The organism is Burkholderia lata (assembly GCF_902499335.1).
In the GTDB taxonomy this organism is placed as follows: Bacteria; Pseudomonadota; Gammaproteobacteria; order Burkholderiales; family Burkholderiaceae; genus Burkholderia; species Burkholderia lata_B.
The window spans coordinates 671275-696757 of the sequence record NZ_CABVQK010000002.1 but is presented as its reverse complement, the minus strand read 5'-3'; the positions used below and the strand labels follow the sequence as shown (position 1 = coordinate 696757).

The following is a 25483-nucleotide window of genomic DNA, read 5'->3' as shown; positions in this document are numbered from 1 at the left end:
AAGCCGCACCCGAATCATGAGAACCACGCCCGCAATCGAAGAGCTCGACCTGTACGTCTGGGAAGGCAAGGCAGACATCGTCGACCGCGTCGCCCGGTGCATGGCGAGCTTCGACGTCGAAGTGATCCGTGCCGACAACGCGGAGGTCTCGGCCGAGCGCGCCGCGTTGCGGCCGTCGCTGGCGATCATCAGCGTGACGATGATCGAAACCGGCGCGGCATTCCTGCGCGACTGGCAGGCCAACATCGGCATGCCGGTCGTCTGGGTCGGCGCGGCGCGCGATCACGACGCGTCGCAGTATCCGCCCGAGTATTCGCATGTCCTGCCGCTCGACTTCACGTGTGCCGAACTGCGCGGCATGATCGGCAAGCTCGTCACGCAGCTGCGTGCGCATACGGCTGAAACGTCGCATCCGGCCGCACTCGTCGCGCACTCGGAATCGATGCAGGCGCTCCTGCACGAAGTCGATACGTTCGCCGATTGCGACACCAACGTGCTGCTGCACGGCGAAACCGGCGTCGGCAAGGAGCGCATCGCGCAACTGCTGCACGACAAGCATTCGCGCTACCGGCACGGCGAGTTCGTGCCGGTGAACTGCGGCGCGATTCCCGACGGCCTGTTCGAATCGCTGTTCTTCGGTCATGCGAAGGGTTCGTTCACGGGCGCGGTTGTTGCGCATAAAGGCTATTTCGAGCAGGCGGGCGGCGGCACGCTGTTCCTCGACGAAGTTGGCGATCTGCCGCTGTACCAGCAGGTCAAGCTGCTGCGCGTGCTCGAGGACGGCGCGGTGCTGCGTGTCGGCGCGACGACGCCGGTCAAGGTCGATTTCCGCCTGGTCGCGGCGAGCAACAAGAAGCTGCCGCAGCTCGTGAAGGACGGCCTGTTCCGTGCCGATCTCTACTACCGGCTCGCGGTGATCGAGCTGAGCATTCCGTCGCTGGAAGAGCGTGGCGCTGTCGACAAGATCGCGTTGTTCAAGTCGTTCGTCGAGCAGGTCGTCGGCGAAGACAGGCTCGCTCAGTTGTCCGATCTGCCGTACTGGTTGACGGATTCGGTCGCGGACAGCTATTTCCCCGGCAACGTGCGCGAACTGCGCAACCTCGCCGAGCGTGTCGGCGTAACGGTGCGGCAGACGGGCGGGTGGGATGCCGCGCGGTTGCAGCGACTGATCGCACACGCGCGCAATTCGGCACAGCCGGTACCGGCGGAGAGCGCGGCCGAAGTCTTCGTCGATCGCAGCAAGTGGGACATGAACGAGCGCAACCGCGTCATTGCGGCGCTCGACGCAAACGGCTGGCGGCGTCAGGATACGGCGCAGCAGCTCGGTATCAGCCGCAAAGTGTTGTGGGAAAAAATGCGCAAATATCAGATCTTCGACGAGGAGCCCGAGACCCGCGAAAGTGAGTAATTAATGAGATAAAATCGCGCTGAATTACAACGACTCGGGCGGGAATAGAACTTCATGAGCCATATGACGGGGTTGGGAAGGGCGTGCGTATTGTTCGCCCTGGCGGGAGGCATGCAGGGCGCATACGCGCAAAGTCTGGCAGACAGCGGTTCGCCGGCAGTACAGCAGGCGTCGGCGCCGGTGGCGGCGATTCCGGTGATCGATTCGCAGACGTCGGTGCAGCCGCAGGCGGGCGAGTCGACGGGGCCGAGCACGGTCGACGACTTGCAGCGCCAGATCCAGGCGCACACGCTGACCGAAATGCGCACGAGCTACAACGGCAGCTACGGCGCGAGCCTGCTGTTCAACGTAAAGGACGGTGCGTACTTCGTCGCGCTGTTCCAGCAGAAGGCGTTCTGGCGCGTGATCAAGACCTACGATGAAACCCGTGCGGAAGCGATCTATCGCGATTTCTCGCGCCAGGCGGAGCGGCTGGCCGTGAACGAACTGCGGGCGGCGAAGCTGGAATCGCAGAAGACGCAAATGGACAAGCAGATCGAAGTCACGCAGGATCGTGCGCGGCGTCTGCAGGCCGATATCTCGATCGCACGCCAGCAGCAGGCGGCAGTCGCGGATCGCCAGAAGAGTGTACGCAACGAGACGGCCGCATTGCAGGCGCAGCAGGCCGAACTTCAGTCGCAACTGCGTGCGTTGCAGCAGCAGGTGCGGTCGTTGCAGCGCGAGGCCGATGCAGGCCTGCCGGCGACGGCACACTGAACCCGGCGGCGGTGCGGCGACATGCCGCGCCGGCTGCACAAGTAAAAAGGGCAAGCCGGTTGGCTTGCCCTTTTGCTTTACTGGCCGTCCGGCACGATTCGCCGGCGGCGCGTCACGATCACCGGCCCGTTGCCGCCGCGGGAATCCGACGGCGATGCGCTGCCGGATGCGTCGCCGGCGTCGCGCGGCGCGCCGTAGCTTTCGCGCGGTTCACGGGGTTCGCGCGGGGCGCCGTAGCCTTCGCGCGGCTCACGCGAGCCGTAACCCTCGCGCGGTTCGCGCGAGCCATAGCCTTCACGCGGTTCGCGGGAGCCGTAGCCGCCGTCGCCGCGCGATTCGCGCGGGCCGCCGTGCGAGCCGTACGGGCTGTGACCGCCACCTTCACGGCCGCCGGGGCGCCCGCCGGTGCGCGGCCCGCGGGGACCGCTGCCGCCCGGGCGCGAGCCGCCCGTGTCGAGCTGGATCGTGGAAATCGCGCGCTTGTAGATGCCTTGCAGACCCACGGGGGTGCGCAGCATCACCAAGTACTGGTCGAACGACTCGATACACCCCGTCAGACGAATGCCGTTGACGAGATAGATTTCAACGCGCTTACGTTCCTTGCGCGCCGAATTGATGAAGTCGTTTTGCGGATGGGATTCTGCGGGATTGGCCATTGAGGTGCGGCAGGAGCCTGCGTCAGAGAATATGTTGTGCGTGTGTGTGGCGTGTTCGTCCACAAGGTGTTTGGCGGGATTCTACCCTGTTCGATCGGTGAGCGCGCAGTCGTGATTGTGTCGAACCGTAACCCACTATAGACGTTCCAGCGCATTTTCGCGATTCGGCCGAACGGCTAACGCCATTTCGTTACGCCGCGTTACGACTCTCGCAATGCCGTATCACCTGGGTTCGCACGCGGCGCTTACATTCGTTGCGCGAGCCGGACGGGCCGGCATATCAGGGATTCAGAACATGAACAAGAGACGATGGGCAGGGTGGGTCGGGGGCGTGGCGTTGCTGGCTTCCGGTAGTGCGATGGCGGGGCATGTCGACCTGTCGGTCGGCATCGGCGTACCGGTCGCGCCGGTCTATGTCGAGCCGGCTCCGGTCTATGTGGCGCCGCAACCGGCCGTGGTCGCCTATCCAGGCTACGGATACGGCTACTATGGCGATGACGACGACGATCGCTATCGCAAGTGGCGCAAGCACTATTACAAGCATTGGCACCGCCACCACGGCGACGACGATGACGATTGAGCCCGAGGCCGGCCCCGCCGGCGCGCATCAGAACGCGTAGTCGGGGTTTTTCGGGTCGAATGCGGTGTCGTCGAGCGTCGCCGGCGCGATTTTCTCGATGACGATCCGCTCGAAGATCTTGCCGTCGTTGTCATAGGACTCGACGGTCCGGAAATAGGGCGCGTGCAGGTCGAGCCCGAGGACTTCCTTCTTCGCGTAGAACTGCGGCCGGCCGGTCGGCGTTTCGTAGGTGAGCGCAACGACGCGCACGCCGTTGATCGTCCTGGCCTCTACATCGGTCGGCCGCTGCACGCCGGCTTCCAGGTATTTCTTCCCTTCGGTCAGGTACAGGTTCGTGATGAACTCGGTGCCGAGATCCTTCACCTGGTGATTCGACTGCGCGCGCGCGAGTGCGCCGTCGAGTGCCGTCCACAGCGGAATCTTGCCGAGCAGGCCGCCGAGGTGGCCGTACATCTCGTCCTTGCGCTGCGTCGTGTCGTAGATCGTCTCCTGTCCGGCATGTGCGCCGCCCGGCAGCCATTTCGCGTAGACGCGCAGCGGCTCGCGGGTGGTCTTCACGAGCATGCGGTCGGGCGTATCGGACCATTTTCCGCTGATGCGCTCCTGCCGCACCATCGTGAACTGGTACGACGGATAGCCGTTGGGACCGTTCCGGATATAGAGCGGTACGGCGAGCGGATCGAGTGCCTTGAAGAGCGCCGTGAGCGTCGCGTCATCGAGTTGCGCGAGCGTGCCGCGCTGCGCGGCCGTGCGCAGCCAGCGCGCCTGCTGCGCGACCGGCTCGCGCGTGAGTTTCGCGAGATCCGCCGGCAGTGCGACGCCGGTTGCCGCGCTCGCGGCGTCGGCCGTTTCCTGTGCATGCAGGCCCGCCTGTGCGAGCGACAACAGGCACGCGACTGCCACGGCGGCGGCATGCCGCGCGTGGCGCTTCTTTCCTTCGTTCATCGACGGCGTCTCCCGGGGCGATGGATCGTTCAGCCTTGCTTCGCGGCCTTGATTTTGGCGAGCTCCTCGTCGCGCAGCGCGCGGCGCAGGATCTTGCCGACGTTCGTCTGCGGCAGCGCGTCGCGGAACTCGACGAATTTCGGCATCTTGTAGCCGGTCAGGTTCTTGCGGCAGTGCGCGAGCACGTCGTCGACCGTCAGCGACGGGTCGCGGCGCACGACGAACACCTTGATCCGTTCGCCCTGTACCTCGTCAGGAATGCCGATCGCCGCGGCTTCGCTGATGCCCGGATGCATCACCAGCACTTCCTCGATCTCGTTCGGATACACGTTGAAGCCCGATACGAGGATCATGTCCTTCTTGCGGTCGATCAGGCGGATGAAGCCGCGTTCGTCCATCACGCCGATGTCGCCGGTGCCGAGCCAGCCGTCGGCGTCGATGACCTTGGCCGTCTCGTCGGGGCGCTGCCAGTAGCCGCGCATCACCTGCGGGCCGTGTACGCACAGCTCGCCCGGTTCGCCGATGGGCGCCCAGGTGCCGTCCTCGCGGCGAAAGCGCACGACGGTGGACGGCGCGGGCAGGCCGATCGAACCGCTGAACGCGGCCATGTCGTTCAGGTCCACGGGGTTCATCGTGACGATCGGCGAGCATTCGGTCAGGCCGTAGCCTTCGACGACCGGCCGGCCCGTCACCTGCTGGAAGCGTTCCGCGACCGCGCGCTGCATCGCCATCCCGCCGGCCATCGCGAGCTTCAGCTTCGAGAAATCGCGCTTGCGGAATTCCTCGTTGTCGAGGAACGCGTTGTACAGCGTGTTGATGCCGGTGATCCCGGTGAACGTCTCGTTGCGGATGATCTTCATCACCATCGTCATGTCGCGCGGGTTCGCGATCAGGATGTTGCGCCCGCCGAGCCCCATGAAGATGAATGCGTTCACCGTCAGCGAATAGATGTGATACAGCGGCAGCGGCGTGAGCACGGTTTCGACGTCGCCCGAGACCTGGTCGGCGATCCAGGCCTTCGCCTGCAGCAGGTTCGCGATCAGGTTGCCGTGCGTGAGCATCGCGCCTTTCGCGACGCCGGTCGTGCCGCCCGTGTATTGCAGGAACGCGAGGTCGTCGCGCGTGATCTGCACGAGCTGCGGCTTGCCGCGCGCACCGAGCGCGAGGGCGGAGCGCAACCGGATGGCCTGCGGCAGGTGGTAGGCCGGCACGAGCTTCTTCACGTGCTTCAGCACGAAATTGATCAGGCGTCCTTTCGCATTGAAACCGTCGGCGAGCAGGTCGCCGAGCGCGGTGACGACGATGTTCTTCACCTGCGTTTCCGGCAGCGCGTCCTGCAGCGTGCGCGCGAAATTCTCGAACACGACGATCGTCTGCGCGCCGCTGTCCTTCAGCTGGTGCGCGAGTTCGCGCACGGTGTAGAGCGGATTCACGTTGACGACGATCGCGCCGGCCTTCAGCGTGCCGAACAGCGCGACCGGATACTGGAACGTGTTCGGCAACATGATCGCGACGCGGTCGCCGGGCTTGACGCCGATGCTTTGCAGGTACGACGCGAACGCGTCGACTTTCTGCGCGAGCGTGCGGTAGGTCATCGATGCGCCTGCGCTCACATAGGCGACGCGCTCGGCGAAGCGGCTCGTGCATTCGTCGAAGAACTGCACGAGCGATGCGTATTGCGTGACGTCGATGTCGTGCGGGACGCCGGGCGGGTATGACGCGTACCAGATGCCGTCGGTGTTCGGCGGAACCTGGGCCGCTGCGGTTGCTGCGGAAGATGACATGACGTGTCTCCGGTGTTTGCTCTCGGCGAGGGCGGGCGCTTCAGCGCCGGCCCGTGCCCCGTGCCGCACGGTCGATCGACGGGGCGCCTCGACGCTCCGCATGACCGCGCGTTTCAATCAAATCGTGAACAGGAAGCCGCGCGTGGCCTCGCGCGCTCAGTTCGTGGAATGCAGCGTCGCCGTATCGGCGGTGGTCGCACCCGACTGCGGCAGCCCGAATGCTTCGCTTGCGCCTGCATCGTCGAGCACGGCCGCGAAGATCGACAGTTGCGCGCTGTCGGGCATCGGCGCCTTCAGCGCGGCGACGATCAGCGACGACAGGCGCGCGATCATCTGCACGTCGTTCATCGTGCGGCCCTGCGAAAACTCGTCGATCAGGCTTTCCGTTTCGGCGCCCGCGAGCGCGCCGGACAGCGCGCCGATCGCGAAGTGCAGCCGCCAGCCGAGCTCCGTGCGCGGCAGGTGCGGCAAGGCGCGCTGGAACGCGTCGAAGAAGCGGCCCGCGACGCTCGCGTAGTGCGCGGTCAGGAAGTTGCGCACGAACGGCGACGGATCGGTGTACGCACGGCCGATCAGCCGCAGGAACCCGGGCCCGCCGCGTTCGGGATTGCGCGATGCCTTCAGCGCGGGGATGAACATCGCGCCGAGCACGTGCTCGCAGGTGATGTGGGTGCCGAGTTGCGCATCGAAGCGGTCGAGGATGCCGAGGCGTTCCTGGTTGAGCTGGTCGAGCCGGCGCGACAGCATCGCGTGGATCAGCGCTTCCTTGCTGCCGAAGTGGTAGTTGACCGCGGCGAGGTTGACCGCCGCGCGCGAAGTAATCTGGCGCATCGACATCGCCTCGAAGCCATGCTCGATGAACAGATCCTCGGCCGCATCGAGGATGCGTGCCTTCGTCCCGCCGGTCTGCCGAGTGCCGGATGACCGCGCCCCGGACGGCCGTCCCGCGGATGGCCGTCCCTCCTGACTTACTGCCATGTCCCGCCTCCCATGCCGGTTGCCCGGCCGCGAACTGGTGATTTGTTTGTCTGATTCAAACAGTCGTTTTTATTAAGATAAAAAATCGCGGACGGAGCGGGCAAGCGGGGAATCTGGATAAATTCCTCTAGTTCGATGTGCGAATGCGGAAAGTATCGCGCGTGCCCTCGACAGGACGGGGCACGCGCGATGATGCAGTGCGGCAATGCGCGGGTTCAGCCGACCGTGCTACGCGTATTGACCGATTGCGTCATGTCGATGCCGCGCCGCTCGCGGCTGAACAGGATCAACACGGCGATCACGACGGCGACGATGCCGGCCACGAGCGCGAGCGCGAAGCTGTAATTGTTGTTGTGCGAAACGGCGAGCGAGGCCTGCATCGTCGCGTTGCCCGATGCGAGCAGGTTGCCGAGCTGGTAGACGACGCCGGGGAAAGTCGCGCGGATCTCGTCGGGCGAGATTTCGTTCAGGTGAACCGGGATCACGCCCCATGCACCCTGCACCGAGATCTGCATCAGGAACGCACCCGCGGCGAGGGCGACCGGGCCGCTCGAGAACGCCCACAGCGGCAGCACGGGCAGGGCGATCAACGCCGCGATGAAGACGGCACGGCGCCGGCCGATCCGCTCGGAGATCGCGCCGAACGACAGGCCGCCGACGATGGCACCGATGTTCAGCACGATCGTGATCCACGACACGGTATGCGGATCGAAGTGATGCTGTTCGCGCAGGAACGTCGGATAGAGATCCTGCGTGCCGTGCGAGAAGAAGTTGAACGCGGTCATCAGCACGATCGCGTAGATCGTGAGCTTCCAGTTCTGCTGCAGCGTGGTGCCGAGGCTCGGGCGCGGGCGCTTCTCCATCTGCTTCCACGCCGGCGATTCGGGCACGTGCGCGCGCACGTACAGCACGAGCAGCGCGGGCAGCACGCCGACCATGAACATTCCGCGCCAGCCGATGTACTGGTAGAACAGGCCGAACACGACGGACGCGAGCAGGTAGCCGCTCGGATAGCCGGCCTGCAGCAGCCCCGACACGAAGCCGCGCGCATGGGTCGGCACCGTTTCCATCGTCAGCGCGGAGCCGACACCCCATTCGCCGCCCATCGCGACGCCGAACAATGCGCGCAGCACGAGCAGCGCGGTCAGGCTCGGCGCGAAACCCGACGCGAGTTCGAGCAGCGAGTAGCACGCGATGTTGACCATCAGCGTCGGGCGGCGGCCGAAGCGATCGGCGAGCCGGCCGAAGATCAGCGCGCCGAGCGGGCGCATTGCAAGCGTCAGTGTGAGCGCGAACGCGACGGCAGGGATCGTCGACCCGAATTCGGCGGCGATGTCCTTCAGCACGAAGACCATCAGGAAGAAATCGAACGCATCGAGTGTCCAGCCCAGGTAGGCGGCGATCGTGACGTTGCGTTGTTCGCGGGTCCAGCTCATGTCCGAGGTCTCCTCGTTGGCTTGCGCGCTTACGATGTGCATGCGGATGCCGGCCCGGCTTGCGCGCGGTGCGGGGGCATTGATCGAGTGTAGGCCGCGGCGCCGGGCGATGTGGGGCGCGATACCGTCGAATCGGGAATAATCCCTAGGAAATGAACTGTTTCGGAAATGGAAACGGCGTCGCGCGAAACCGGCGACGGGCATCTGTATCATTCCGGAAGGCTGTTTGTAGTTGTTTTGTAATATGCTCGATGCGCATCGTCACCGAATCAGGAGTCCAGATGACCGAACGTTCCGCCGCCACGCTGCCCGTGCTCGAAACCGCCCGGCTGTGGCTGCGTCCGCGCGTGCTCGCCGATCTCGACGCGTGCCTCGCGATGGATCGCGATCCCGAGGTCACGCGGCACATCGCGGGCCCGTGGCACGATCCCGTCGAGCACCGGCGCTTCGTCACGCACCGGATCACGTGCGACTATCCGCCGGGACTCGGCTACTGGTCGATCTTCGAGAAGGCCGCGCCCGATGCGTTCATCGGCTGGATCCTGCTGATTCCCGATTATGTGGACGGCGCGCACGACATCGAGATCGGCTGGCGGCTGGTTCGTTCGACCTGGGGGCGTGGCATCGCGAGCGAGGCCGCGGCGGCCGTCGTGCGTCACGCCTTCGACACCGTGCGCCTGCCGCGCGTGATCGCCGATATCGCGGAGGCCAACGGCGGCTCGCTGAACGTCGCGCGCAAGCTCGGGATGCGTCGCGTGAGCGTCGTGCACGATGGCATTCCTTACATTCGACATCGTCTCGAACGCAACGATCTGCGCGCGTAGCGCGGCGTCGAGCGTGCGCAGGCCGTTGGGCGGTTGTCAGAGATCGTCAACCGGATGCGTATCGAGGTCATGACGTATTAACGGCTCGCGTGATCAGGAGTATCGTTGCCGGAATTTCGCAACATGGGGTACGACCATGGCTCTCGGCAACGATGTTCATCTGATTCCCGTCAAGCTGGAACAACTGCGTCCCACGCAGATGACGGTCGGCTATCGCGAAGTCAAGGCGAAGCGCAAGCACTGGAAGGGGCTCAGCAAGCGCGCGCGCAAGGCCGCGATCGAGTCGCACTGGTTCCCGGCCGTGCTCGGCCCGGACGGGCTGCACTACATCACCGATCACCACCACCTTGGCCTCGCGCTGATCGAGGAAGGGGAGACGCGCGTGAACGCGATGCTGCTGAAGGATCTGTCGTGGCTCGACGACACGATCTTCTGGCGGATGATGGAACACAACCAGTGGGTGCATCCGTTCGGCGCGGACGGTACGCGTCGCGACTACGCGAATCTGCCGAAGGTGCTGACGGGGCTCGTGGACGATCCGTACCGCAGCCTGGCAGGCGAGCTGCGCACGGCGGGCGGCTATGCGAAGGACGCGACGCCGTTCAGCGAATTCCTGTGGGCCGATTACTTGCGCCAGCACGTGTCGCTCGACCAGATCCGCAAGAACTTCGCGAAGGCGCTCGACGTCGCACTGCATCGCGCGCATGAGCAGGATGCACGCTATCTGCCCGGCTGGTCGGGCGTCATCGCCGTCAAGCCCTGACGCCGTCATGACGACCGCCCCGATCCGCCCGGATGCCGGCCCGCAGCATGCCGACCATTTCGCCGTGCTCGACGCGGCCTCGCCGCCGCCCAAGCGACGCATCGGCCTCGATGCGCTGGCCGGCCTGTCGATCGCGGGCCTGCTGATACCCGAGGCGGTCGCGTACGCGGGGCTGGCCAACCTGCCGCCGCAGGCCGGTCTCATCGCGTTGCTGTCGGGGCTCGTCGTCTATGCGCTCACCGGCAGCAGCCGCTTCGCGATCGTGTCGTCGACGTCGTCGTCGGCCGCCGTGCTCGCGGCGACCGTGCTCGCGGAGTCGGGGATGGCGCTTGCCGCGCAGCTCGCGCTCGCGGCGGCGCTCGTCGCGATGACGGGCGTGCTGTTCATCCTGGCGGGCGCCGCGCGGCTCGGCGGCATGTCGGATTTCGTCGCGCGGCCGGTGCTGCGCGGCTTCACGTTCGGCCTCGCACTGACGATCGTCATCAAGCAGTTGCCGAAGATTCTCGCGATTTCCGTGCAGCACAGCGACGCGCCGCATGTCGTGCTCGATATCGTCACGGGCGCGCCTCATGCGAATCTCGCGAGCGCGGTGGTCGGCGCGACCGCACTGGCATTGCTGTTCGTGCTCGGGCGGAGCTCGCGCGTACCCGCGACGCTCGTCGTGATCGTGCTGTCGATCGCGGCCGGCTATGCGATCGACTGGCAGCGATACGGGATCGCGATCGTCGGCCATATCGATTTCAAGCATATCGAGTTCGGCCTGCCGACCCTCGACCGCAATGCGTGGATGCAGACCATCGAGCTTGCATTCGCACTGATGCTGATCCTGTACGCGGAATCGTACGGATCGATCCGCAACTTCGCGCTGAAACATGGCGACAGCGTGTCGCCGAATCGCGACCTCGTCGCGCTCGGTTGCGCGAATCTCGTGTCGGGCCTGCTGCACGGGATGCCGGTCGGTGCGGGCTATTCGGCGACGTCGGCGAACGAAGCGGCTGGCGCGCAGTCGCGCTTTGCCGGCCTGTGGGCAGCGGGCGTGGTCGCGCTGATCGTCTGGCTGCTGCTGCCGCAGCTTGCGCGCACGCCGGAACCCGTGCTCGCGGCGATCGTGATCTTCGCGGTCAGCCACTCGCTGCATCCGTCCGTCTTCCGGCCGTACTGGGCCTGGCATCGCGACCGGCTCGTCGTGATCGCCGCGCTGCTCGCGGTGCTCGTGCTCGGCGTGCTGCACGGGCTGCTCGCGGCCATCGGCGTGAGCCTGCTGCTGACGCTGCGCAAGCTGTCCGAGCCGAACGTCAGCGTGCTCGGCAGGCTGCGCGACAGTCACGATTTCGTCGACGTGGCGAGCCATGCCGACGCGAAGCCGGTGCCGGGCGTGCTGATCGTGCGGCCCGAGGCGCAACTGTTCTTCGCGAATGCGGACCGGATGCTGAACCGCGTGCGTGCGCTGATGAAGGCCGCGCCGGACGCGCATACCGTGATGCTGAGCCTCGAGGAAACGCCGGATGTCGACAGCACGACGATCGAATCGTTGCGCACGTTCGCCGCCGAATGCACGGCGCGCGGGTTGCAGTTCGCGATCGTGCGGCTCAAGGTGCACGCGCTGCATGCGTTGCGCCGCGCGGCCGACGATACGCTGCATGACGACGCGATGTCCGAGCTGAGCGTCGACGAGAGCCTGCAACTGCTGCAGGCCGGGATGCCGCCGGACGGCAGCGGCGGAACGACCGCCGCTTGACGGTGCGGGGGGCGCCGCGCCGGCGCGTGTTATTGCGAAACCACGGCGTCGGCTGAGCGATCGATCATGTCGGTCACTTCGTCCGCCGTCGGCGCATAGGCGCCTGCGTGTGCACAGGCGACCGCCGCACAGGCGGCTGCGTAGCGCAGATGCTCGGCGGCCGATGCATCGGGGCGCGTGAGCTGGCTCGCGAGCCAGCCGCCGATGCTCGCATCGCCACAGCCGACGGTATCGGCAACCTCGGTCGGGAACGCGGGCTGGAACAGCACGGTATCGCGATGCAGGAGCTGCATGCCGGCGGCGCCGCGCGTGACGAGCATCGTCGCGTCGGGTGCCCATGCGCGCAGTTGCGCGAGTGCGGCGGCTTCATCGAGTTCGGGAAACAGCCCGCGCAGATCCTCGTCGGACACCTTGATCCAGTCGGCGAGCCCGGCCAGCCGGCGCAGCGTGTCGCGATACGACGGCGCGGCCATCGGCGCACGGAAGTTCGGGTCGAACGAGATCCGCTTGCCGGCCGCCCGCGCGGCTTGCGCCACTTCGATCAGGCGTGCCGCGAGCGGCTCGCGCACGACGCCGAGCGACCCGACGTGCACGATCTCGGCCGCGTCGAGTGCGCCGGCGGGCAGGTCCGCCGGATCGAACGCGAGATCGGCGCTGTTCTCGCCGATGAAGAAATAGTGGGGCGGCTGCTTCGACACGACCATCGCGAGCAGCGGCGCGCGATCGACCTGCCGGATGAAGCGCAGGTCGAGCCCCGCGTCGGCGCTCTTGCGCATCAGCTCGTCGCCGAAGGTATCGCGGCTGACCGTGCCGGCGAAGGCCGTCGGCACGCCGAGCCGCGCACCGACGCGCGCGACGTTCCAGCATGAGCCGCCGGCGACGCTGTGCCAGTGCTGCGCGTCGTCGCGGATGAAGTCGGTCAATGCTTCGCCGAATACGATCAGGCGGGGAAACGTCGTCGTCATGTCGAAACCTTGTGCCGCGGCGTTGTGCGCGGCCATGCAGCGGTTGATATGAAAGGGTGGGCAGGGCGGGCCGTCGCACGTTGCGACGCGGCCCGGCACTGCCCGGTCGTGCGGGCGGACGGGCGGCGCGATCAGCGCGGCGAGCTCCAGCCCTTGTAGGTCTTCACGTTGTCGCGCGTGATGAGCGTCGGTTCGATCAGGATCATCGGGTTGGCCGGCTTCTGGCCGTTCATGATGCCGTAGCCGACGTTGACGGCCTGCTGCGCCATCGCCCACGGGTCCTGGCTCGACGACGCCTGCACAAGCGTATTCGACTTGAGCGCGACCTCGATATCGGGCGCACCGTCGACCGACGTGATCACGATGCCCGGGCGGTTCAACTGCTTCGCGGCGAGATCGCTGCCGATCGCCTGCGGGTCGTTGATCGTGAACACCGCATCGAGCTTCGGAAAGCGCGTCAGGTAGCCCTGCATCGCGTTCATCCCGCCTTCACGCGAGCCCTTGCCGTCCTGGTCGCTCGACAGCACCTTGATGCCGGCGTTTTTCGCGAGCACGGTCTTGCAGCCGTTGACGCGATCGATCACGGCCGACACCTGCGGGCCGTTTTCGATGATCACGTTGCCCTTGCCGTTGAGTTTCTTCGCGATGTAATCGCATGCCAGTTCACCGGCCTTCACGTTGTTGGTCTGCACGGTCGCGTTCGCGCCGGCCGCTGCGACGTCGACCGCGACGACCGTGATGCCGGCCGCCTGCGCCTTCTTCACCGCCGGCTCGATCGCCTTCGGATCGGTTGCGTTGAGCAGGATCATGTCGACGTGCGCGGAGATGAAGTTGTCGATCTGCGTGAACTGCTTGTTCAGGTCGTAGTCGGCCGACACGGCCGTGACCTTCGCATTCGGGTTGATCTGCTTGGCGCGTGCCTCGGCGCCCTTGACGATCGTGACGAAGTACGGGTTGCCGAGCGACCCGACCGTGACGCCGATCGATTTGAGCGGCTTGTCGGCCGCGTGCGCGGCGGAAGCGCCGAAGGCGAGTGCGCAGGCGACGGCGGTCAGGGCGGCTTTGTGCTTGAACATGTCGTTGTGTCTCCGTGAAGTTGCTTGGCGAGCGGGCGCAGGGATCGGCCTGCGCCGCAAGGTTGAATGGACGGGAAGGGGCTCAGGTACGCGCCGAATCGCGCTGGCGGTAGCGGTCGAGCGCGACGGCGCCGATGATCACGAGCCCCTTGATGATGTACTGCCAGATGTCGGATACCCCGAGCAGCACGAGGCCGTTCGTCAGCACCGCGATGATTAGCGCACCGATCAGCGTGCCGACGATCGAGCCGACGCCGCCGACGAAACTCGTGCCGCCGAGGATCACCGCGGCGATCGCATCGAGTTCGTACGACTGGCCGAGCTGCAGGCCGTTGGCCGCATAGAGCCGCGCGGCCGACATCACCGCGCCGAGGCCGGCGAGCAGGCCCGACGCCGCATACACGAACATCTGGATCGCCCGCACGTTGATGCCCGACAGACGGGCGGCTTCCGGATTGCCGCCGACCGAATAGATGCGCATCCCGAGTACCGTGCGGCGCAGGATGAACCACGAGATCGCGATCACCGCGCACGCGATCACGACGAGCCACGGCACGCCGAGGATCGTGCCGTTGCCGATGAACGCGAACGGCAATTGCGGATTGAACACGGTCGTGTCGTTGCCGATCAGGCGTGCGACGCCGCGCACGGCCGTCATTGCACCGAGCGTGACGATGAACGGCGGCAGGCGCAGGAACGAGATCAGGCCGCCGTTGATCGCACCGAACACGAGGCCGACGAGGAGCGCGAACGGCACGCCGAGCCAGCCCCAACCCGGGATGGTCGACGCGAGCAGCGCCGCGACGGCCGCGGCGGCGAGCACCGAGCCGACCGACAGGTCGATGCCGCCGGTCAGGATCACGAAGGTCATGCCGGCGGCGAGCACGATGTTGATCGATGCCTGCTGCGTGACGATCGACAGGTTCTGCAGCGTGAAGAAACCGTCGGTCAGTAAGCCGAAGCCGATGCACAGAACCAGCAGCACGGGCAGCATGCCGGCGGTGCGGATCAGCGACTGCATGCGGGCGCGGTGATCGGCGACGCGCAACTGGGGAGTACGATCGCCCACCGGGTGGGCCGTCGCGGAAGCGAGGTTCCGCTGCTTGGTCGGGTTGATCATTTCGGTAGCCTGAATGTAAGAAAGAAATGAAAAGGGCGAGGCTCAGTGCGCGTCGGCGAGTTCGGCCTGCGAGCCGGTGGCGAGCGCGATGATTGCTTCCTGCGTGATGGGCGTCGGCGTGTAGCCGCCGAGTTCGCCGGCGATCTCGCCTTCGCGCATCACGAGCACGCGGTCGGCGACACCGATGATTTCCGGCAGTTCGCTCGAGATGACGATCACGCCCACGCCGGCCCGGGCCAGTTCGTTGATGATCCGGTAGATCTCGGATTTCGCGCCGATGTCGACGCCGCGTGTCGGTTCGTCGAGGATCAGCACGCGCGGCTTCGTCTCGAGCAGGCGCGACAGCAGCACTTTCTGCTGGTTGCCGCCCGACAGCGCGCCGACGTTCACGTTTGCGTTCGGCACGCGGATCGACAGCGATGCGATCGCGTCGCGTGCACGGTCGGCGCCGCGCGCGAGGTCGAGCGCACCGAGCCGCGCATCGCGGTTGCATACGGAGATGTTGATGTTGTCGCGCACGCTCATGTCGAGGAACAGGCCCTGGCGCTTGCGGTCTTCAGTCAGGTAGACGAGGCCCGCATCGATCGCGTCGCGCGGCGAGTGCGCGCCGAACGTGCGCTCGCCCACCTTCACGTCGCCGCGCACGCGTGGTTCGGCGCCGAAGATCAGCCGTGCGAGTTCGGTGCGGCCTGCGCCGACGAGCCCCGCGATGCCGAGCACTTCGCCGGCGTGCAGGTCGAGGCTGCAGCCGCGCACGCGCGCGCCGTCGGCGATGTCGCGGACCGACAGCAGCAGGTGGCCTGGGTCGTACGGCGCGTGTTCCTTCTTGTAGAAGCCGGAGATGTCGCGGCCGACCATCATCGCGACGAGACGCTCGGCCGACAGCGATTCGCGCTCGAGCGTGCCGACGTACGCGCCGTCGCGCAGCACCGACACACGGTCGGACAGTTCGTAGATCTCCGCCATCCGGTGGCTGATGTAGATGATCGCGAGACCTTCCTCGCGCAACTGGCGGATCAGGCGGAACAGGTGCTCGGTCTCGCGCGACGACAGCGGCGTGGTCGGCTCGTCCATCACGAGGATGCGTGCGCGGGTGTGCACGGCGCGTGCGATCTCGACGAGCTGCTGCTCCGCGATCGACAGCGTGTCGACGAGCGTGTCGGGCCCGAACGATGCGCCCAGGCGCGCGAGCACGTCCTCGCAGCCGCGCGCCATCGCCGCCCGGTCGATGGTGCCCCAGCGCCGGTTGCCGCGCCGCAGTTCGCGGCCGATGTAGATGTTTTCCGCGACGGTCAGGTTCGGCGACAGGCACAGCTCCTGGTAGATCACCGCGACGCCTGCATCGCGCGCGGCAAGCGGGCCGTCGATGTCGATGCGGGCACCGTCGATCAGGATCTCGCCGCCGGCGTCGGCACGGTATGCGCCCGACAGGATCTTCATCAGCGTCGATTTGCCCGCGCCGTTTTCGCCCATCAGCGAATGGATCTCGCCGGGATAGACGGTCAGGCTCACGTTGTCGAGCGCGCGCACGGCCGGGAACGTCTTGCTGATCCCGCGCATCTCGAGCAGCGGGCGGGGCGACTCAGATCGCGACATGGTTGACCTCCTGCGAGTCGGTGCGGGCGCCCTTGAGGATGCCGGCCCGCGGGGAGAAGTTGAAGAACATCGGCAGCGTGGCCGCGCCGATCGCACCGGCGTCGGCGCCGAACGTGCCGCGCACGAGCACCGGCGTGCCGCGCGCCTCGGGCGCGGTGGCGACGAGCGCCGCGCGCAAGCGCGTCGTGACCGCGTCGAGCAGGCCCGCGTCGGTATCGGCGTCGAGCACGACCACCGGCGCATCGACCACGCACAGCACCGCGCGCAATGCCGGCGCCAGCGCGTCGACGCAATCGTCGATCCATTCGTCGACGGCGGGCAGGCCGCGGGCGATGCACGCTTCGAGATCGGCCCGGTTGTCGACCGTCTCGCCGTGATGGCGCAGATGGCGCACGAGTGCGTGCAGCGACGCGCGCGCGAGCAGGATGTCCCACGGGCCGCGCGGCGGCGGCGCGGAGGCCAGCCGGCTCGGCGGCACGGGAATCACGGCGATATCGCCCGCATTGCCGGTCACGCCGCGCAGGCAGTCGCCGTCGATCGCGATGCCGCCGCCGATCGCCGGCCCGATGAACAGGTAGACGAAGTCGTCGCACTGCCGGCCGTATCCGTAGAACAGCTCGGCGATCGCGGCGGCGTTGCCGTCGTTTTCACCGAATACCGGGAGCGACAGCGTGCGACCGAGGTCAGCCGCGAAATCGACGTCTTCCCATGCGCGGAACGTGTCGGGCGCGAGGCCGAGTTCGCGCATCCACGCGCCGAGGTTGTAAGGCTGTGCGACGCCGACGCCGGTCAGGCGGGCGCGCTCGTGGTCGGGGAGCAGGGCCTGCATCGCGTCGATGTCGTGACGGACGATCTCGAGCACGTCGGCGGGCGGAGGGAGCAGCGTGTCGTGCGAGCGGCGGCCGAGCACGTCGCCCGCGAAGTTGACGAGCGCCGTTTCGATGCGCATGCGGTCGAGATGGACGCCGATGCCGAACGCGCCGCGCGGGTCGAGGCGGATCAGCGAGGCCGGCTGGCCGCGCTGGCCTTCGGTGCGGCCCGCGAATTCGATCAGCTTCGCGTCGGCGAGCGACCCGATGATGCTGCCGACTGCCGTTCCCGTCATGTTCGCAAGGCGGGCGAGGTCGGCCTTCGACGCGCTGCCTGCGCGGCGCAGCGTCTTCAGCAGCAGGCGCTCGTTGTAACGGCGCACGTTGGCCGAGTTGCTTCCCTGGCCGAAGTGCGGGCTTCTCATGGCGTCTCCTTCCATGGTGCGCCGTTCGGTGGCGCATTAAATAAATCACGTTGATTTATTTAACCGCGTGAGCGCCGCCATGTCAGCCTAGGGAAATCCCGGTTTGGGGTGGAGGTGGGGGATGGCGAGGCGGGGCGTCGGGAATCGGGGGCTGATCGAGGAGACCTGGAAAGTCGGGCGCAAGGTGGCGCGGGGTATGACGCGAACCCGGAGCAACGGATTTGCGCTGGATTCGCAGCATGCTGCCGCGGCTCATCGGCGGCTGGTTGCGCAAACCGAACCGATCAGGTCGCTCGCGAAGAAGGGGGATATGTTTCCGAAGCCGGAAATGAAAAAAGGCCGGCTAGAAGCCGACCTTTTCAAAAACAGATGGTGCCCAGGAGAGGACTCGAACCTCCACGATGTTGCCACCGCTAGGACCTGAACCTAGTGCGTCTACCAATTCCGCCACCTGGGCACGTTTTGCAGTAGCTGCTTGCTGCAAAGAAGCGAAATTATAGCGCGTCTTTCAGGACTGTCAACACTATTTGAGGTCGCGAACGAAAATAATTTGGCGGGCTTGTTCGGAGCATGAGGCAGGGTACTCAAACATCACGGCAGTCGACATGCATCGTCGAACTTGTGATTCCAGCTGCGCACGTGGGCGCATCAATTCCGGAGTCGGGAATGAAAAAGGACGACTAGAAGTAGGCCGCTTTAGAAGGCAGAGGATGGCGAGGAAGGAGGGGCTCGGTGGCACATGCGCGCTCCGGTCACGCTTTCAAATGCAGCCTTTCGAGATCTCGCGCGAAGCGGGCATCGTTTCCTGCGCCGGAAATGAAAAAGGCCGGCTAGAAGCCGACCTTTTTAGAAAACAGATGGTGCCCAGGAGAGGACTCGAACCTCCACGATGTTGCCACCGCTAGGACCTGAACCTAGTGCGTCTACCAATTCCGCCACCTGGGCACGTTTCGCTTGCTGCAGTGCGAAGACCGCTATTCTAGCGTGTCGGCGGAGTCTGTCAACACAATTTCATTCAAGGCGATAAAAATATCGCCCCTCACGCGACGGATTCTCACGCGCCGACCGGATCCGCGCGCTTCTCGGCGAATTTCCAGCGCTGCGCCTGGCGCGTATCGACGCGGGCCGGCAGCAGCCCCGCCGCGAGGAACGTGTCGGCGATCTTCTGCTGTTCACCGAAGTTTTGCGCGACCACCGCGCGGACGAGGTAGCTGCGCCGCGTGTTCGCGCGCGCGATCGTCGCCGCGTCGAGCCCCCAGATCGGCGCGAGCGTATTCGCGGCCTCCTGCGGGTGGTCGCGCAGCCACGTGCCGGCCTGCGACAACTGGTCGAACAGGATCTGGACGACGTCGGGCCGTGCGGCGGCGAAACTGCTTGATGCGAGGTAGTAGCGCTGGTACGACGCGAGTCCGTTGCCGTCGGCCAGAATCCGCACGTCCGGATTGCGGTCGACGGATGCGACATAGGGATCCCACGTGATCCACGCGTCCACGCTGCCGCGCTCGAACGCCGCGCGGCCGTCCGCGGGCGTCAGGTAGTGGATCGTCGCATCGGCCGGCCCGAGTTTCGCGCGTGCGAGCGCGGCGAGCAGCAGGTAATGGCTGCCGGCCGCCTTCGTGACCGCAATGCGCTTGCCCTTGAGATCGGCGAGCGTGCGCAGCGCGCTGTCCTGCTTGACGATGATCGCCTGCGCTTTCGGCGAAGGCGCTTCCTGCGCGACGTACACGAAACGCGCATGTGCGGCCTGTGCGAAGACCGGGACCGTATCGGCCACGTCGGCGCTGAAATCGACGGCGCCGACGTTGAGCGCTTCGGTCAGCGGCAATCCGCTCGCGAATTCATGCCACGACACGCGCAAGCCGTGCGGCGCCAGTGCCTGTTCGAGCGCGCCGCGCGTCTTGAGCAGCGTGATGAGCGTCGACGATTTCTGGTAGCCGATACGCAGCACATCGGGTGCGTTCTCGGCGTGCGCTCGGACGCCGGCGGCAGTGAGGCCTGCGGCCAGCATCACGCGTGCGAATGCGCGGCGGTTCATCGACGTCATGGATCGTGCTCCTTGTCTGGTTCGTTGCATTGAAGCGAGCCGGCTAACGTACCAACAGGGCGGGCGGACGATAACCGATAAATTCTGCTATCGATCCGGCTGGCGGGCATAAGAGCGGGGCGCCTGTGATCGCGGCGCGCCCATCCATGTGCGAGCGGCGATCGATGTTCCTGACTTGCATTTGATTGCATAGTCAAATATAGTCCATGCAGAAAACGTAGAGTCAGCGATTGGTGTCGGCGCGGGTAGCACCCGCGCGTCACGCCGATCGCTTTTTTTCCATTATTTATCTGACTTATCAGTTAATTTTGCTCGGCGCTGCGGCGGCTGTTCGCTGGCGCTCGATCAGAAGGACATCCGATGAAACCGTCCGAAAGTCCGGGTACGCCGGCGCCCCTGACCGGCGCCAGATTCGCGCTGGGTACGCTTGCAGTGGCGCTCGCCACGTTCATGAACGTGCTCGATTCCTCGATCGCCAACGTCGCGATTCCAACCATTTCCGGCAACCTGGGCGTGTCCATTGACGAGGGCACGTGGGTCATCACGCTGTTCTCGGCGGCCAACGCGGTGTCGATCCCGCTGACCGGCTGGCTCACGCAGCGGGTCGGGCAGGTGAAGCTGTTCGTCTGGGCCATTCTGCTGTTCGTGCTGTCGTCGGCTGCGTGCGGGCTCGCGCCGAACCTGACCGTGCTCCTCGCCGCGCGAATCGTTCAGGGCGCCGTGGCCGGGCCGCTCGTGCCGTTGTCGCAGGCGTTGCTGCTGGCTTCGTTCCCGAAGGAGAAGAGTTCGAGCGCGCTGTCGCTGTGGGGGATGACGGCGACCGTCGGGCCGATTGCCGGCCCCGCGCTCGGCGGCTGGATCACGGACAACTACAGCTGGTCGTGGATCTTCTATATCAACGTGCCTGTCGGGTTGTTCGCGGCGGCCGTGATCTGGGCGCTCTATCGCAACCGGGAAACGCCGGCCCGCAAGCTGCCGATCGACAAGGTCGGGCTGATCGCGCTGGTCGTGTGGGTGGCCGCGCTGCAGGTCATGCTCGACAAGGGCAAGGATCTCGACTGGTTCAATTCGTCGACGATCTGGATCCTGACCATCGTGGCGGTGGTCGGCTTCGTGTTCTTCCTGATCTGGGAGTTGACCGAGGCACGCCCGATCGTCGATCTCCGCCTGTTTGCACAACGAAATTTCCTCGGCGGAACGATGGCCATCTCGATTGCGTTTGCGGTGTTTTTTGCCAATCTCGTGATCCTGCCGCAATGGATCCAGGGCTCGCTCGGCTATCCGGTCGTCAATGCGGGCCTCGTCACCGCGCCGCTCGGCATCTTTGCGGTGATCCTTGCGCCGTTGGTCGGCAAGGTGATGCCGAAATCGGACATGCGCGTGCTCGTCACGCTCGCGTTTCTCGGGTTTGCCGGCGTGTTTTTCATGCGCTCGCGCTACACGACGGGCGTCGATACGTGGACGCTCGTGGTGCCCACGTTGCTGCAGGGCATCCCGACGGCGTTCTTCATGACGCCGCTCACGTCGATCATCCTGTCGGGGCTGCCGCCGGAGCGCATCCCGGCGGCAGCGGGCCTGTCCAATTTCGCGCGCGTGTTCATGGGCGCGGTCGGCACGTCGCTCGCGAGCACCGCCTGGAACGACCGCACGATCCTGCATCACGCGCAACTGGCCGAGCAGGGCAGCGTGAACAACCCGATCTTTGCGAGCGCGGTCGCCAGCGTGCAGAGCGCGCTCGACGCCGGTACGCCGAAGGCGCTGACGTTTCTCGAGGCGACGCTGAATGCACAGGCGACGATGCTGGGGCTGAACGATATCTTCTGGCTGTCGGCGGTGATCTTCGTGCTGATCATCCCGCTGGTCTGGGTGACGAAACCGGGCAAGGGCGTGGCAGCCGGAGCTGCGGCTGCCGGCGGGCATTGAGCCGGTGCGTGCGGTACGCACGCGGGATTCCGCGTGCCTTGAAAAATCGTGATGTCGCAATTATTGTGTGGGTCAACAAATTGCGACTCAGCGAGCACGATGGAACACTACACGCCGAAGAATTTCCTGCACACCGAAAGCGTGGGGTTCGTGCTCGTGAAGGCACGCAACCTGATCACGTCCGAGATGGATGCGGCGTTGAAGGATCTCGATATCACGGCGCAGCAGATGGGCGTCCTGCTGTCCCTGCGCACCGGCAGCGCAGCGACGCCTTTCGAATTGTCGAAGCTGCTCGGTGTCGACACCGGGCTGATGACGCGCGTGCTCGACAAACTGGAGGGCAAGGGGCTCGTCGAGCGTTCGCGCAGCGTCAGCGATCGTCGGGTGGTGAACCTCGCGCTGACTGAAGCGGGCCAGGCGATTGCCGCGCAGATTCCGGAGATCGCGCCGAAGGTGCTCAACGCCCGCTTGCGGAAATTTTCGAAGGCCGAGTTTGATGAACTGACCCGGCTGCTGCGCAAGTTCATCGGCGAGTGAGCCGAGCGGCGTTTCCTGGTGCCGGAAATGAAAAAAGGCCGGCTAGAAGCCGACCTTTTTAAAAACAGATGGTGCCCAGGAGAGGACTCGGTCACACATGCGCGACCCCGGCTGCGCTTGCAAGCGCAGCCTTTCGAGTCCTCACGCAAAGCGCGCAGGCGCTTTGCTTCCTGGGCCGGAAATGAAAAAAGGCCGGCTAGAAGCCGACCTTTTTAGAAAACAGATGGTGCCCAGGAGAGGACTCGAACCTCCACGATGTTGCCACCGCTAGGACCTGAACCTAGTGCGTCTACCAATTCCGCCACCTGGGCACGTTTTGCAGTAGCTGCTTGCTGCAAAGAAGGGAAATTATAGCGCCCCAATTATTCGTGTCAACACTTTTTTGCGATGCATCGCAAACCGGGCTCTGCCGCGCCTGCTGGCGGGCATTCCCGTCATTTGGTGACACAGGCGGGTGATAGAATGACCCGCCGCCGTCAATATAGAACTGTCTGAAGGACACCTCTATGTTGATGCCGTGCACCATCAGTCAACGCAACGAGAACAATCATCGACAAACCCTTGAGCAAATATCCGTACCCCATTCCGAGCCGTGAAGAAATTCTCGGCGTGCTGCGTACGAGCGACGCGCCGCTGGCCGCCAACGACATCGCAGAATCACTGTCGATCAAGCGTCAGGAGCGCGAGGGGTTCTTCCGGCGTGTCGCCGCGATGGAGCGCGACGGCCAGATCCGCCTCGACAAGCGTGGCCACTACCAGTTGACTCATCCGTCGAACTTCGTCGCCGGGCGCGTGCAGGGGCATCGTGACGGCTACGGGTTCGTGATCCGCGACGACGGCCAGGACGACCTGTTCTTGCCGAACGGCGAAATGCAGAAGGTGATGCACAACGATCGCGTGCTCGCGCGGATCGTCGGCTACGATCGCCGCGGCCGCCCGGAAGGGCATGTCGTCGAAGTCACCGAGCGCGCGAACAAGCGCGTGATCGGCCGCCTGCTCAACGAGAACGGCGCACTGATCGTCGCGCCGGAAGACAAGCGCATCGGCCACGACATCCTGATCACGCAGAACGTGAAGAAGGCGAAGGTCGGGCAGGTCGTCGTCGTCGAGCTGACCGATTTCCCGAGCCGTCATTCGCAGCCGCTCGGCCGTGTCGTCGAGGTGCTCGGCGACATCGACGATCCGGGCATGGAAATCGAAATCGCAGTGCGCAAGTACGGCGTGCCGCACGAATTCAGCCAGCCGGCGCTCGACGAAGCCGCCGCGCTGCCCGACAAGGTGCGGCCGACCGACCTGCGTTTCCGCGTCGATCTGCGCGACGTGCCGCTCGTGACGATCGACGGCGAGGACGCACGCGACTTCGACGACGCCGTCTACTGCGAGCCGGTCAAGGTCGGCCGCGGCGACGGCTACCGGCTGATCGTCGCGATCGCCGACGTATCGCACTACGTACAGCCGGGCAGCGGGCTCGATGCCGACGCGCTCGAGCGCAGCACGTCGGTCTACTTCCCGCGCCGCGTGATTCCGATGCTGCCGGAGAAGCTGTCGAACGGCCTGTGCTCGCTGAATCCGCAGGTCGACCGCTGCGTGCTTGCGTGCGACATGGTGATCACCGGGCGCGGCGAGATCAAGGCGTACCAGTTCTATCCGGCCGTCATCCATTCGGCTGCGCGCCTGACGTACACCGAAGTGGCGGCCGTGCTGTCGAACACGAAAGGGCCGGAGGCGGCGCGCCGCGCTGACCTGCTGCCGCACCTGCAGGATCTGTACGGCGTCTACAAGTCGCTGTTCGCCGCACGCCAGAAGCGTGGCGCGATCGATTTCGACACGACCGAGACCTACATCGTCTGCAACTCGCAGGGCAAGATCGAGCAGATCGTGCCGCGCCAGCGTAACGATGCGCACAAGCTGATCGAGGAATGCATGCTGGCCGCGAACGTGTGCGCGGCCGATTTCCTGAAGCGCAACAAGCATCCGGGCCTGTACCGCGTGCACGCGGGGCCGACGCCGGAGAAGCTCGAGAACCTGCGCGCGTTCCTGCGCGGCATGGGCCTCTCGCTCGGCGGCGGCGACAAGCCGCATGCGAGCGACTACGCGGCGCTGATGGCGCAGATCCGCGACCGGCCCGATGCGCAGATGCTGCAGCCGATGCTGCTGCGCTCGATGCAGCAGGCCGTCTACAGCCCGGACAACATCGGTCACTTCGGTCTTGCCTATGAGGCGTACGCGCACTTCACGAGCCCGATCCGCCGTTATCCGGACCTGCTCACGCACCGCGCGATCTACGCGATCCTGTCCGGCAAGAAATACGTGCCGAAGGCGCCGGACGGTTTCGAACTGAACACCGCGCTGTCGCCGCGCGCCCGCGCGATGCAGCAGGCCGACGACGAAACGCGTGGCCGCTCGCGCCCGAACACGGCGATCTGGGAAGAGCTCGGCCTGCACTGCTCGGCGAACGAGCGCCGCGCGGATGAAGCGTCGCGCGACGTCGAGGCCTGGCTCAAGTGCTACTTCATGCGCGACAAGCTCGGCGAGGAGTACGGCGGGATGGTGAACGGCGTCACGTCGTTCGGCATCTTCGTGCAGCTCGACACGCTCTTCATCGAAGGGCTCGTGCACGTCACGGAACTCGGCTCGGACTATTTCCAGTACGACGAAATCAAGAACGAGCTGCGCGGCGAACGCACGGGCATTCGCTATCGCCTGTCGGATCGCGTGCGCGTGCAGGTGAGCCGCGTCGATCTCGACGCGCGCAAGATCGATTTCCGCCTCGTGCGCGATACGCCGGTGAAGGCGCCGCGTCCGTCGCCTGCGCCGGCTGCCGCTGGCGGCGGTGTCGACCGCGGCAATGGCCCGCGCGTACGCGCGCTGCCGCAGGCGGAGGAGCCTGCGCCGCGTCGCAAGAAGGCCGTGAGCGCGCCGAGCGTCGCGGTGAAGGACGCGCGCGCCGCGCGTGCCGCCGCGAAGAAGAAGGGCGGCAGTAGCGGCAGTGGCGGCGGTGCGGCGGCGAAGCCGACCGCAAAGAAGACACGCCCCCGCAAGAAGTATTGAGCGTTCGGGGCGGCGCCAGCGCCCGCCCTGCAGTATCGAGAGACGCCGCGTTACCGGTCATCAGCCGGC

Annotated in this window: 20 protein-coding genes and 3 tRNA genes; 9 read left to right on the top strand and 14 right to left on the bottom strand. The window is 65.8% G+C overall.

Annotation, left to right across the window (positions count from 1 at the left end; genetic code table 11):
• Nucleotides 1-16 precede the first annotated feature (16 nt).
• Entirely contained in the window at nt 17-1408 is a 1392-nt protein-coding gene (locus BCO18175_RS07455) for a sigma 54-interacting transcriptional regulator (RefSeq protein ID WP_174912557.1), read from the top strand.
• A 54-nt stretch (nt 1409-1462) separates the two neighbouring features.
• Nucleotides 1463-2164, top strand: coding sequence for a DUF2968 domain-containing protein (locus BCO18175_RS07450; RefSeq protein WP_174980061.1), 702 nt, complete (start codon nt 1463-1465; stop codon nt 2162-2164).
• Between the two features lie 77 nt (nt 2165-2241).
• On the opposite strand, the gene hfq is transcribed toward BCO18175_RS07450, so the two are convergent.
• Nucleotides 2242-2820: an RNA chaperone Hfq gene (gene hfq, locus BCO18175_RS07445; RefSeq protein WP_174980116.1), complete on the bottom strand. Its 579-nt coding sequence runs from the start codon at nt 2818-2820 to the stop codon at nt 2242-2244.
• 295 nt (nt 2821-3115) lie between these two features.
• On the opposite strand from hfq, the gene BCO18175_RS07440 reads away from it, so the two are divergent.
• Nucleotides 3116-3400 (top strand): hypothetical protein, encoded by a 285-nt coding sequence (locus tag BCO18175_RS07440; protein WP_069745480.1) that lies wholly within the window; start codon nt 3116-3118, stop codon nt 3398-3400.
• 27 nt (nt 3401-3427) lie between these two features.
• Here BCO18175_RS07440 and BCO18175_RS07435 read toward each other — a convergent pair whose 3' ends face one another.
• The 4 genes from BCO18175_RS07435 to BCO18175_RS07420 all read right to left on the bottom strand — a co-directional run bounded on the left by BCO18175_RS07435 (nt 3428) and on the right by BCO18175_RS07420 (nt 8543).
• Nucleotides 3428-4345 carry a DUF1571 domain-containing protein gene (locus BCO18175_RS07435; protein WP_174980060.1) on the bottom strand — a complete coding sequence of 306 codons (918 nt, stop codon included), beginning with the start codon at nt 4343-4345 and terminating at the stop codon, nt 3428-3430.
• Nucleotides 4346-4374: 29 nt separating this feature from the next.
• Nucleotides 4375-6129, bottom strand: a complete 1755-nt coding sequence (locus tag BCO18175_RS07430; protein ID WP_174980059.1) for an AMP-binding protein — start codon at nt 6127-6129, stop codon at nt 4375-4377.
• A 156-nt stretch (nt 6130-6285) separates the two neighbouring features.
• The gene (locus tag BCO18175_RS07425) at nt 6286-7107 is read right to left on the bottom strand and encodes a TetR/AcrR family transcriptional regulator (RefSeq protein WP_043182625.1); all 822 of its coding nucleotides are present in this window, start codon (nt 7105-7107) and stop codon (nt 6286-6288) included.
• Nucleotides 7108-7322: 215 nt separating this feature from the next.
• Nucleotides 7323-8543 carry an MFS transporter gene (locus BCO18175_RS07420; protein ID WP_174912545.1) on the bottom strand — a complete coding sequence of 407 codons (1221 nt, stop codon included), beginning with the start codon at nt 8541-8543 and terminating at the stop codon, nt 7323-7325.
• Nucleotides 8544-8824: 281 nt separating this feature from the next.
• On the opposite strand from BCO18175_RS07420, the gene BCO18175_RS07415 reads away from it, so the two are divergent.
• The 3 genes from BCO18175_RS07415 to BCO18175_RS07405 all read left to right on the top strand — a co-directional run bounded on the left by BCO18175_RS07415 (nt 8825) and on the right by BCO18175_RS07405 (nt 11868).
• Nucleotides 8825-9367 (top strand): GNAT family N-acetyltransferase, encoded by a 543-nt coding sequence (locus BCO18175_RS07415; RefSeq protein ID WP_174980058.1) that lies wholly within the window; start codon nt 8825-8827, stop codon nt 9365-9367.
• Between the two features lie 136 nt (nt 9368-9503).
• Nucleotides 9504-10130, top strand: coding sequence for a ParB-like protein (locus BCO18175_RS07410; protein WP_174980057.1), 627 nt, complete (start codon nt 9504-9506; stop codon nt 10128-10130).
• A 7-nt stretch (nt 10131-10137) separates the two neighbouring features.
• Nucleotides 10138-11868, top strand: a complete 1731-nt coding sequence (locus BCO18175_RS07405) for a SulP family inorganic anion transporter (protein ID WP_174980056.1) — start codon at nt 10138-10140, stop codon at nt 11866-11868.
• 29 nt (nt 11869-11897) lie between these two features.
• Here BCO18175_RS07405 and BCO18175_RS07400 read toward each other — a convergent pair whose 3' ends face one another.
• The 8 genes from BCO18175_RS07400 to BCO18175_RS07365 form a co-directional block, all read right to left on the bottom strand.
• Nucleotides 11898-12833: a carbohydrate kinase family protein gene (locus BCO18175_RS07400; RefSeq protein WP_174980055.1), complete on the bottom strand. Its 936-nt coding sequence runs from the start codon at nt 12831-12833 to the stop codon at nt 11898-11900.
• Nucleotides 12834-12964: 131 nt separating this feature from the next.
• Nucleotides 12965-13909, bottom strand: coding sequence for an ABC transporter substrate-binding protein (locus tag BCO18175_RS07395; RefSeq protein WP_174912531.1), 945 nt, complete (start codon nt 13907-13909; stop codon nt 12965-12967).
• An 82-nt stretch (nt 13910-13991) separates the two neighbouring features.
• Nucleotides 13992-15029: an ABC transporter permease subunit gene (locus BCO18175_RS07390; RefSeq protein ID WP_174912529.1), complete on the bottom strand. Its 1038-nt coding sequence runs from the start codon at nt 15027-15029 to the stop codon at nt 13992-13994.
• A 42-nt stretch (nt 15030-15071) separates the two neighbouring features.
• Nucleotides 15072-16625 (bottom strand): sugar ABC transporter ATP-binding protein, encoded by a 1554-nt coding sequence (locus tag BCO18175_RS07385; protein WP_174980054.1) that lies wholly within the window; start codon nt 16623-16625, stop codon nt 15072-15074.
• Entirely contained in the window at nt 16612-17859 is a 1248-nt protein-coding gene (locus tag BCO18175_RS07380) for an ROK family protein (RefSeq protein WP_174969194.1), read from the bottom strand. Before BCO18175_RS07380 ends, BCO18175_RS07385 begins: the two co-directional genes overlap by 14 nt.
• A gap of 370 nt (nt 17860-18229) precedes the next feature.
• Nucleotides 18230-18316, bottom strand: a tRNA-Leu gene (locus BCO18175_RS07375).
• Between the two features lie 401 nt (nt 18317-18717).
• Nucleotides 18718-18804, bottom strand: a tRNA-Leu gene (locus BCO18175_RS07370).
• A gap of 109 nt (nt 18805-18913) precedes the next feature.
• On the bottom strand, nt 18914-19903 hold the full coding sequence (locus BCO18175_RS07365; protein ID WP_174980053.1) for an aliphatic sulfonate ABC transporter substrate-binding protein: 990 nt from the start codon (nt 19901-19903) through the stop codon (nt 18914-18916).
• A 360-nt stretch (nt 19904-20263) separates the two neighbouring features.
• Between BCO18175_RS07365 and BCO18175_RS07360 the strand changes: the two genes are divergently transcribed.
• Both BCO18175_RS07360 and BCO18175_RS07355 read left to right on the top strand, forming a co-directional pair.
• Nucleotides 20264-21826, top strand: a complete 1563-nt coding sequence (locus BCO18175_RS07360) for a DHA2 family efflux MFS transporter permease subunit (protein ID WP_174980052.1) — start codon at nt 20264-20266, stop codon at nt 21824-21826.
• A 99-nt stretch (nt 21827-21925) separates the two neighbouring features.
• Nucleotides 21926-22363: a MarR family winged helix-turn-helix transcriptional regulator gene (locus tag BCO18175_RS07355; protein WP_174980115.1), complete on the top strand. Its 438-nt coding sequence runs from the start codon at nt 21926-21928 to the stop codon at nt 22361-22363.
• A gap of 224 nt (nt 22364-22587) precedes the next feature.
• Here BCO18175_RS07355 and BCO18175_RS07350 read toward each other — a convergent pair.
• A tRNA-Leu gene (locus tag BCO18175_RS07350) sits at nt 22588-22674 on the bottom strand.
• 250 nt (nt 22675-22924) lie between these two features.
• Between BCO18175_RS07350 and rnr the strand changes: the two genes are divergently transcribed.
• Nucleotides 22925-25414, top strand: a complete 2490-nt coding sequence (rnr, locus tag BCO18175_RS07345; protein ID WP_174980051.1) for a ribonuclease R — start codon at nt 22925-22927, stop codon at nt 25412-25414.
• The last annotated feature ends 69 nt before the right edge of the window (nt 25415-25483 follow it).

What these genes read in the sequence shown, in the direction of transcription:
- BCO18175_RS07440 (WP_069745480.1), top strand. Translation starts at nt 3,116, where the DNA reads ATGAACAAGAGACGATGGGCAGGGTGGGTCGGGGGCGTGGCGTTGCTG.
- BCO18175_RS07400 (WP_174980055.1), bottom strand. Translation starts at nt 12,833, where the DNA reads ATGACGACGACGTTTCCCCGCCTGATCGTATTCGGCGAAGCATTGACC.
- BCO18175_RS07390 (WP_174912529.1), bottom strand. Translation starts at nt 15,029, where the DNA reads ATGATCAACCCGACCAAGCAGCGGAACCTCGCTTCCGCGACGGCCCAC.
- BCO18175_RS07395 (WP_174912531.1), bottom strand. Translation starts at nt 13,909, where the DNA reads ATGTTCAAGCACAAAGCCGCCCTGACCGCCGTCGCCTGCGCACTCGCC.
- BCO18175_RS07450 (WP_174980061.1), top strand. Translation starts at nt 1,463, where the DNA reads ATGAGCCATATGACGGGGTTGGGAAGGGCGTGCGTATTGTTCGCCCTG.
- BCO18175_RS07455 (WP_174912557.1), top strand. Translation starts at nt 17, where the DNA reads ATGAGAACCACGCCCGCAATCGAAGAGCTCGACCTGTACGTCTGGGAA.
- BCO18175_RS07385 (WP_174980054.1), bottom strand. Translation starts at nt 16,625, where the DNA reads ATGTCGCGATCTGAGTCGCCCCGCCCGCTGCTCGAGATGCGCGGGATC.
- BCO18175_RS07410 (WP_174980057.1), top strand. Translation starts at nt 9,504, where the DNA reads ATGGCTCTCGGCAACGATGTTCATCTGATTCCCGTCAAGCTGGAACAA.
- BCO18175_RS07360 (WP_174980052.1), top strand. Translation starts at nt 20,264, where the DNA reads ATGAAACCGTCCGAAAGTCCGGGTACGCCGGCGCCCCTGACCGGCGCC.
- BCO18175_RS07430 (WP_174980059.1), bottom strand. Translation starts at nt 6,129, where the DNA reads ATGTCATCTTCCGCAGCAACCGCAGCGGCCCAGGTTCCGCCGAACACC.
- BCO18175_RS07365 (WP_174980053.1), bottom strand. Translation starts at nt 19,903, where the DNA reads ATGACGTCGATGAACCGCCGCGCATTCGCACGCGTGATGCTGGCCGCA.
- BCO18175_RS07355 (WP_174980115.1), top strand. Translation starts at nt 21,926, where the DNA reads ATGGAACACTACACGCCGAAGAATTTCCTGCACACCGAAAGCGTGGGG.
- BCO18175_RS07435 (WP_174980060.1), bottom strand. Translation starts at nt 4,345, where the DNA reads ATGAACGAAGGAAAGAAGCGCCACGCGCGGCATGCCGCCGCCGTGGCA.
- BCO18175_RS07405 (WP_174980056.1), top strand. Translation starts at nt 10,138, where the DNA reads ATGACGACCGCCCCGATCCGCCCGGATGCCGGCCCGCAGCATGCCGAC.
- BCO18175_RS07420 (WP_174912545.1), bottom strand. Translation starts at nt 8,543, where the DNA reads ATGAGCTGGACCCGCGAACAACGCAACGTCACGATCGCCGCCTACCTG.
- BCO18175_RS07415 (WP_174980058.1), top strand. Translation starts at nt 8,825, where the DNA reads ATGACCGAACGTTCCGCCGCCACGCTGCCCGTGCTCGAAACCGCCCGG.
- BCO18175_RS07425 (WP_043182625.1), bottom strand. Translation starts at nt 7,107, where the DNA reads ATGGCAGTAAGTCAGGAGGGACGGCCATCCGCGGGACGGCCGTCCGGG.
- hfq (WP_174980116.1), bottom strand. Translation starts at nt 2,820, where the DNA reads ATGGCCAATCCCGCAGAATCCCATCCGCAAAACGACTTCATCAATTCG.
- BCO18175_RS07380 (WP_174969194.1), bottom strand. Translation starts at nt 17,859, where the DNA reads ATGAGAAGCCCGCACTTCGGCCAGGGAAGCAACTCGGCCAACGTGCGC.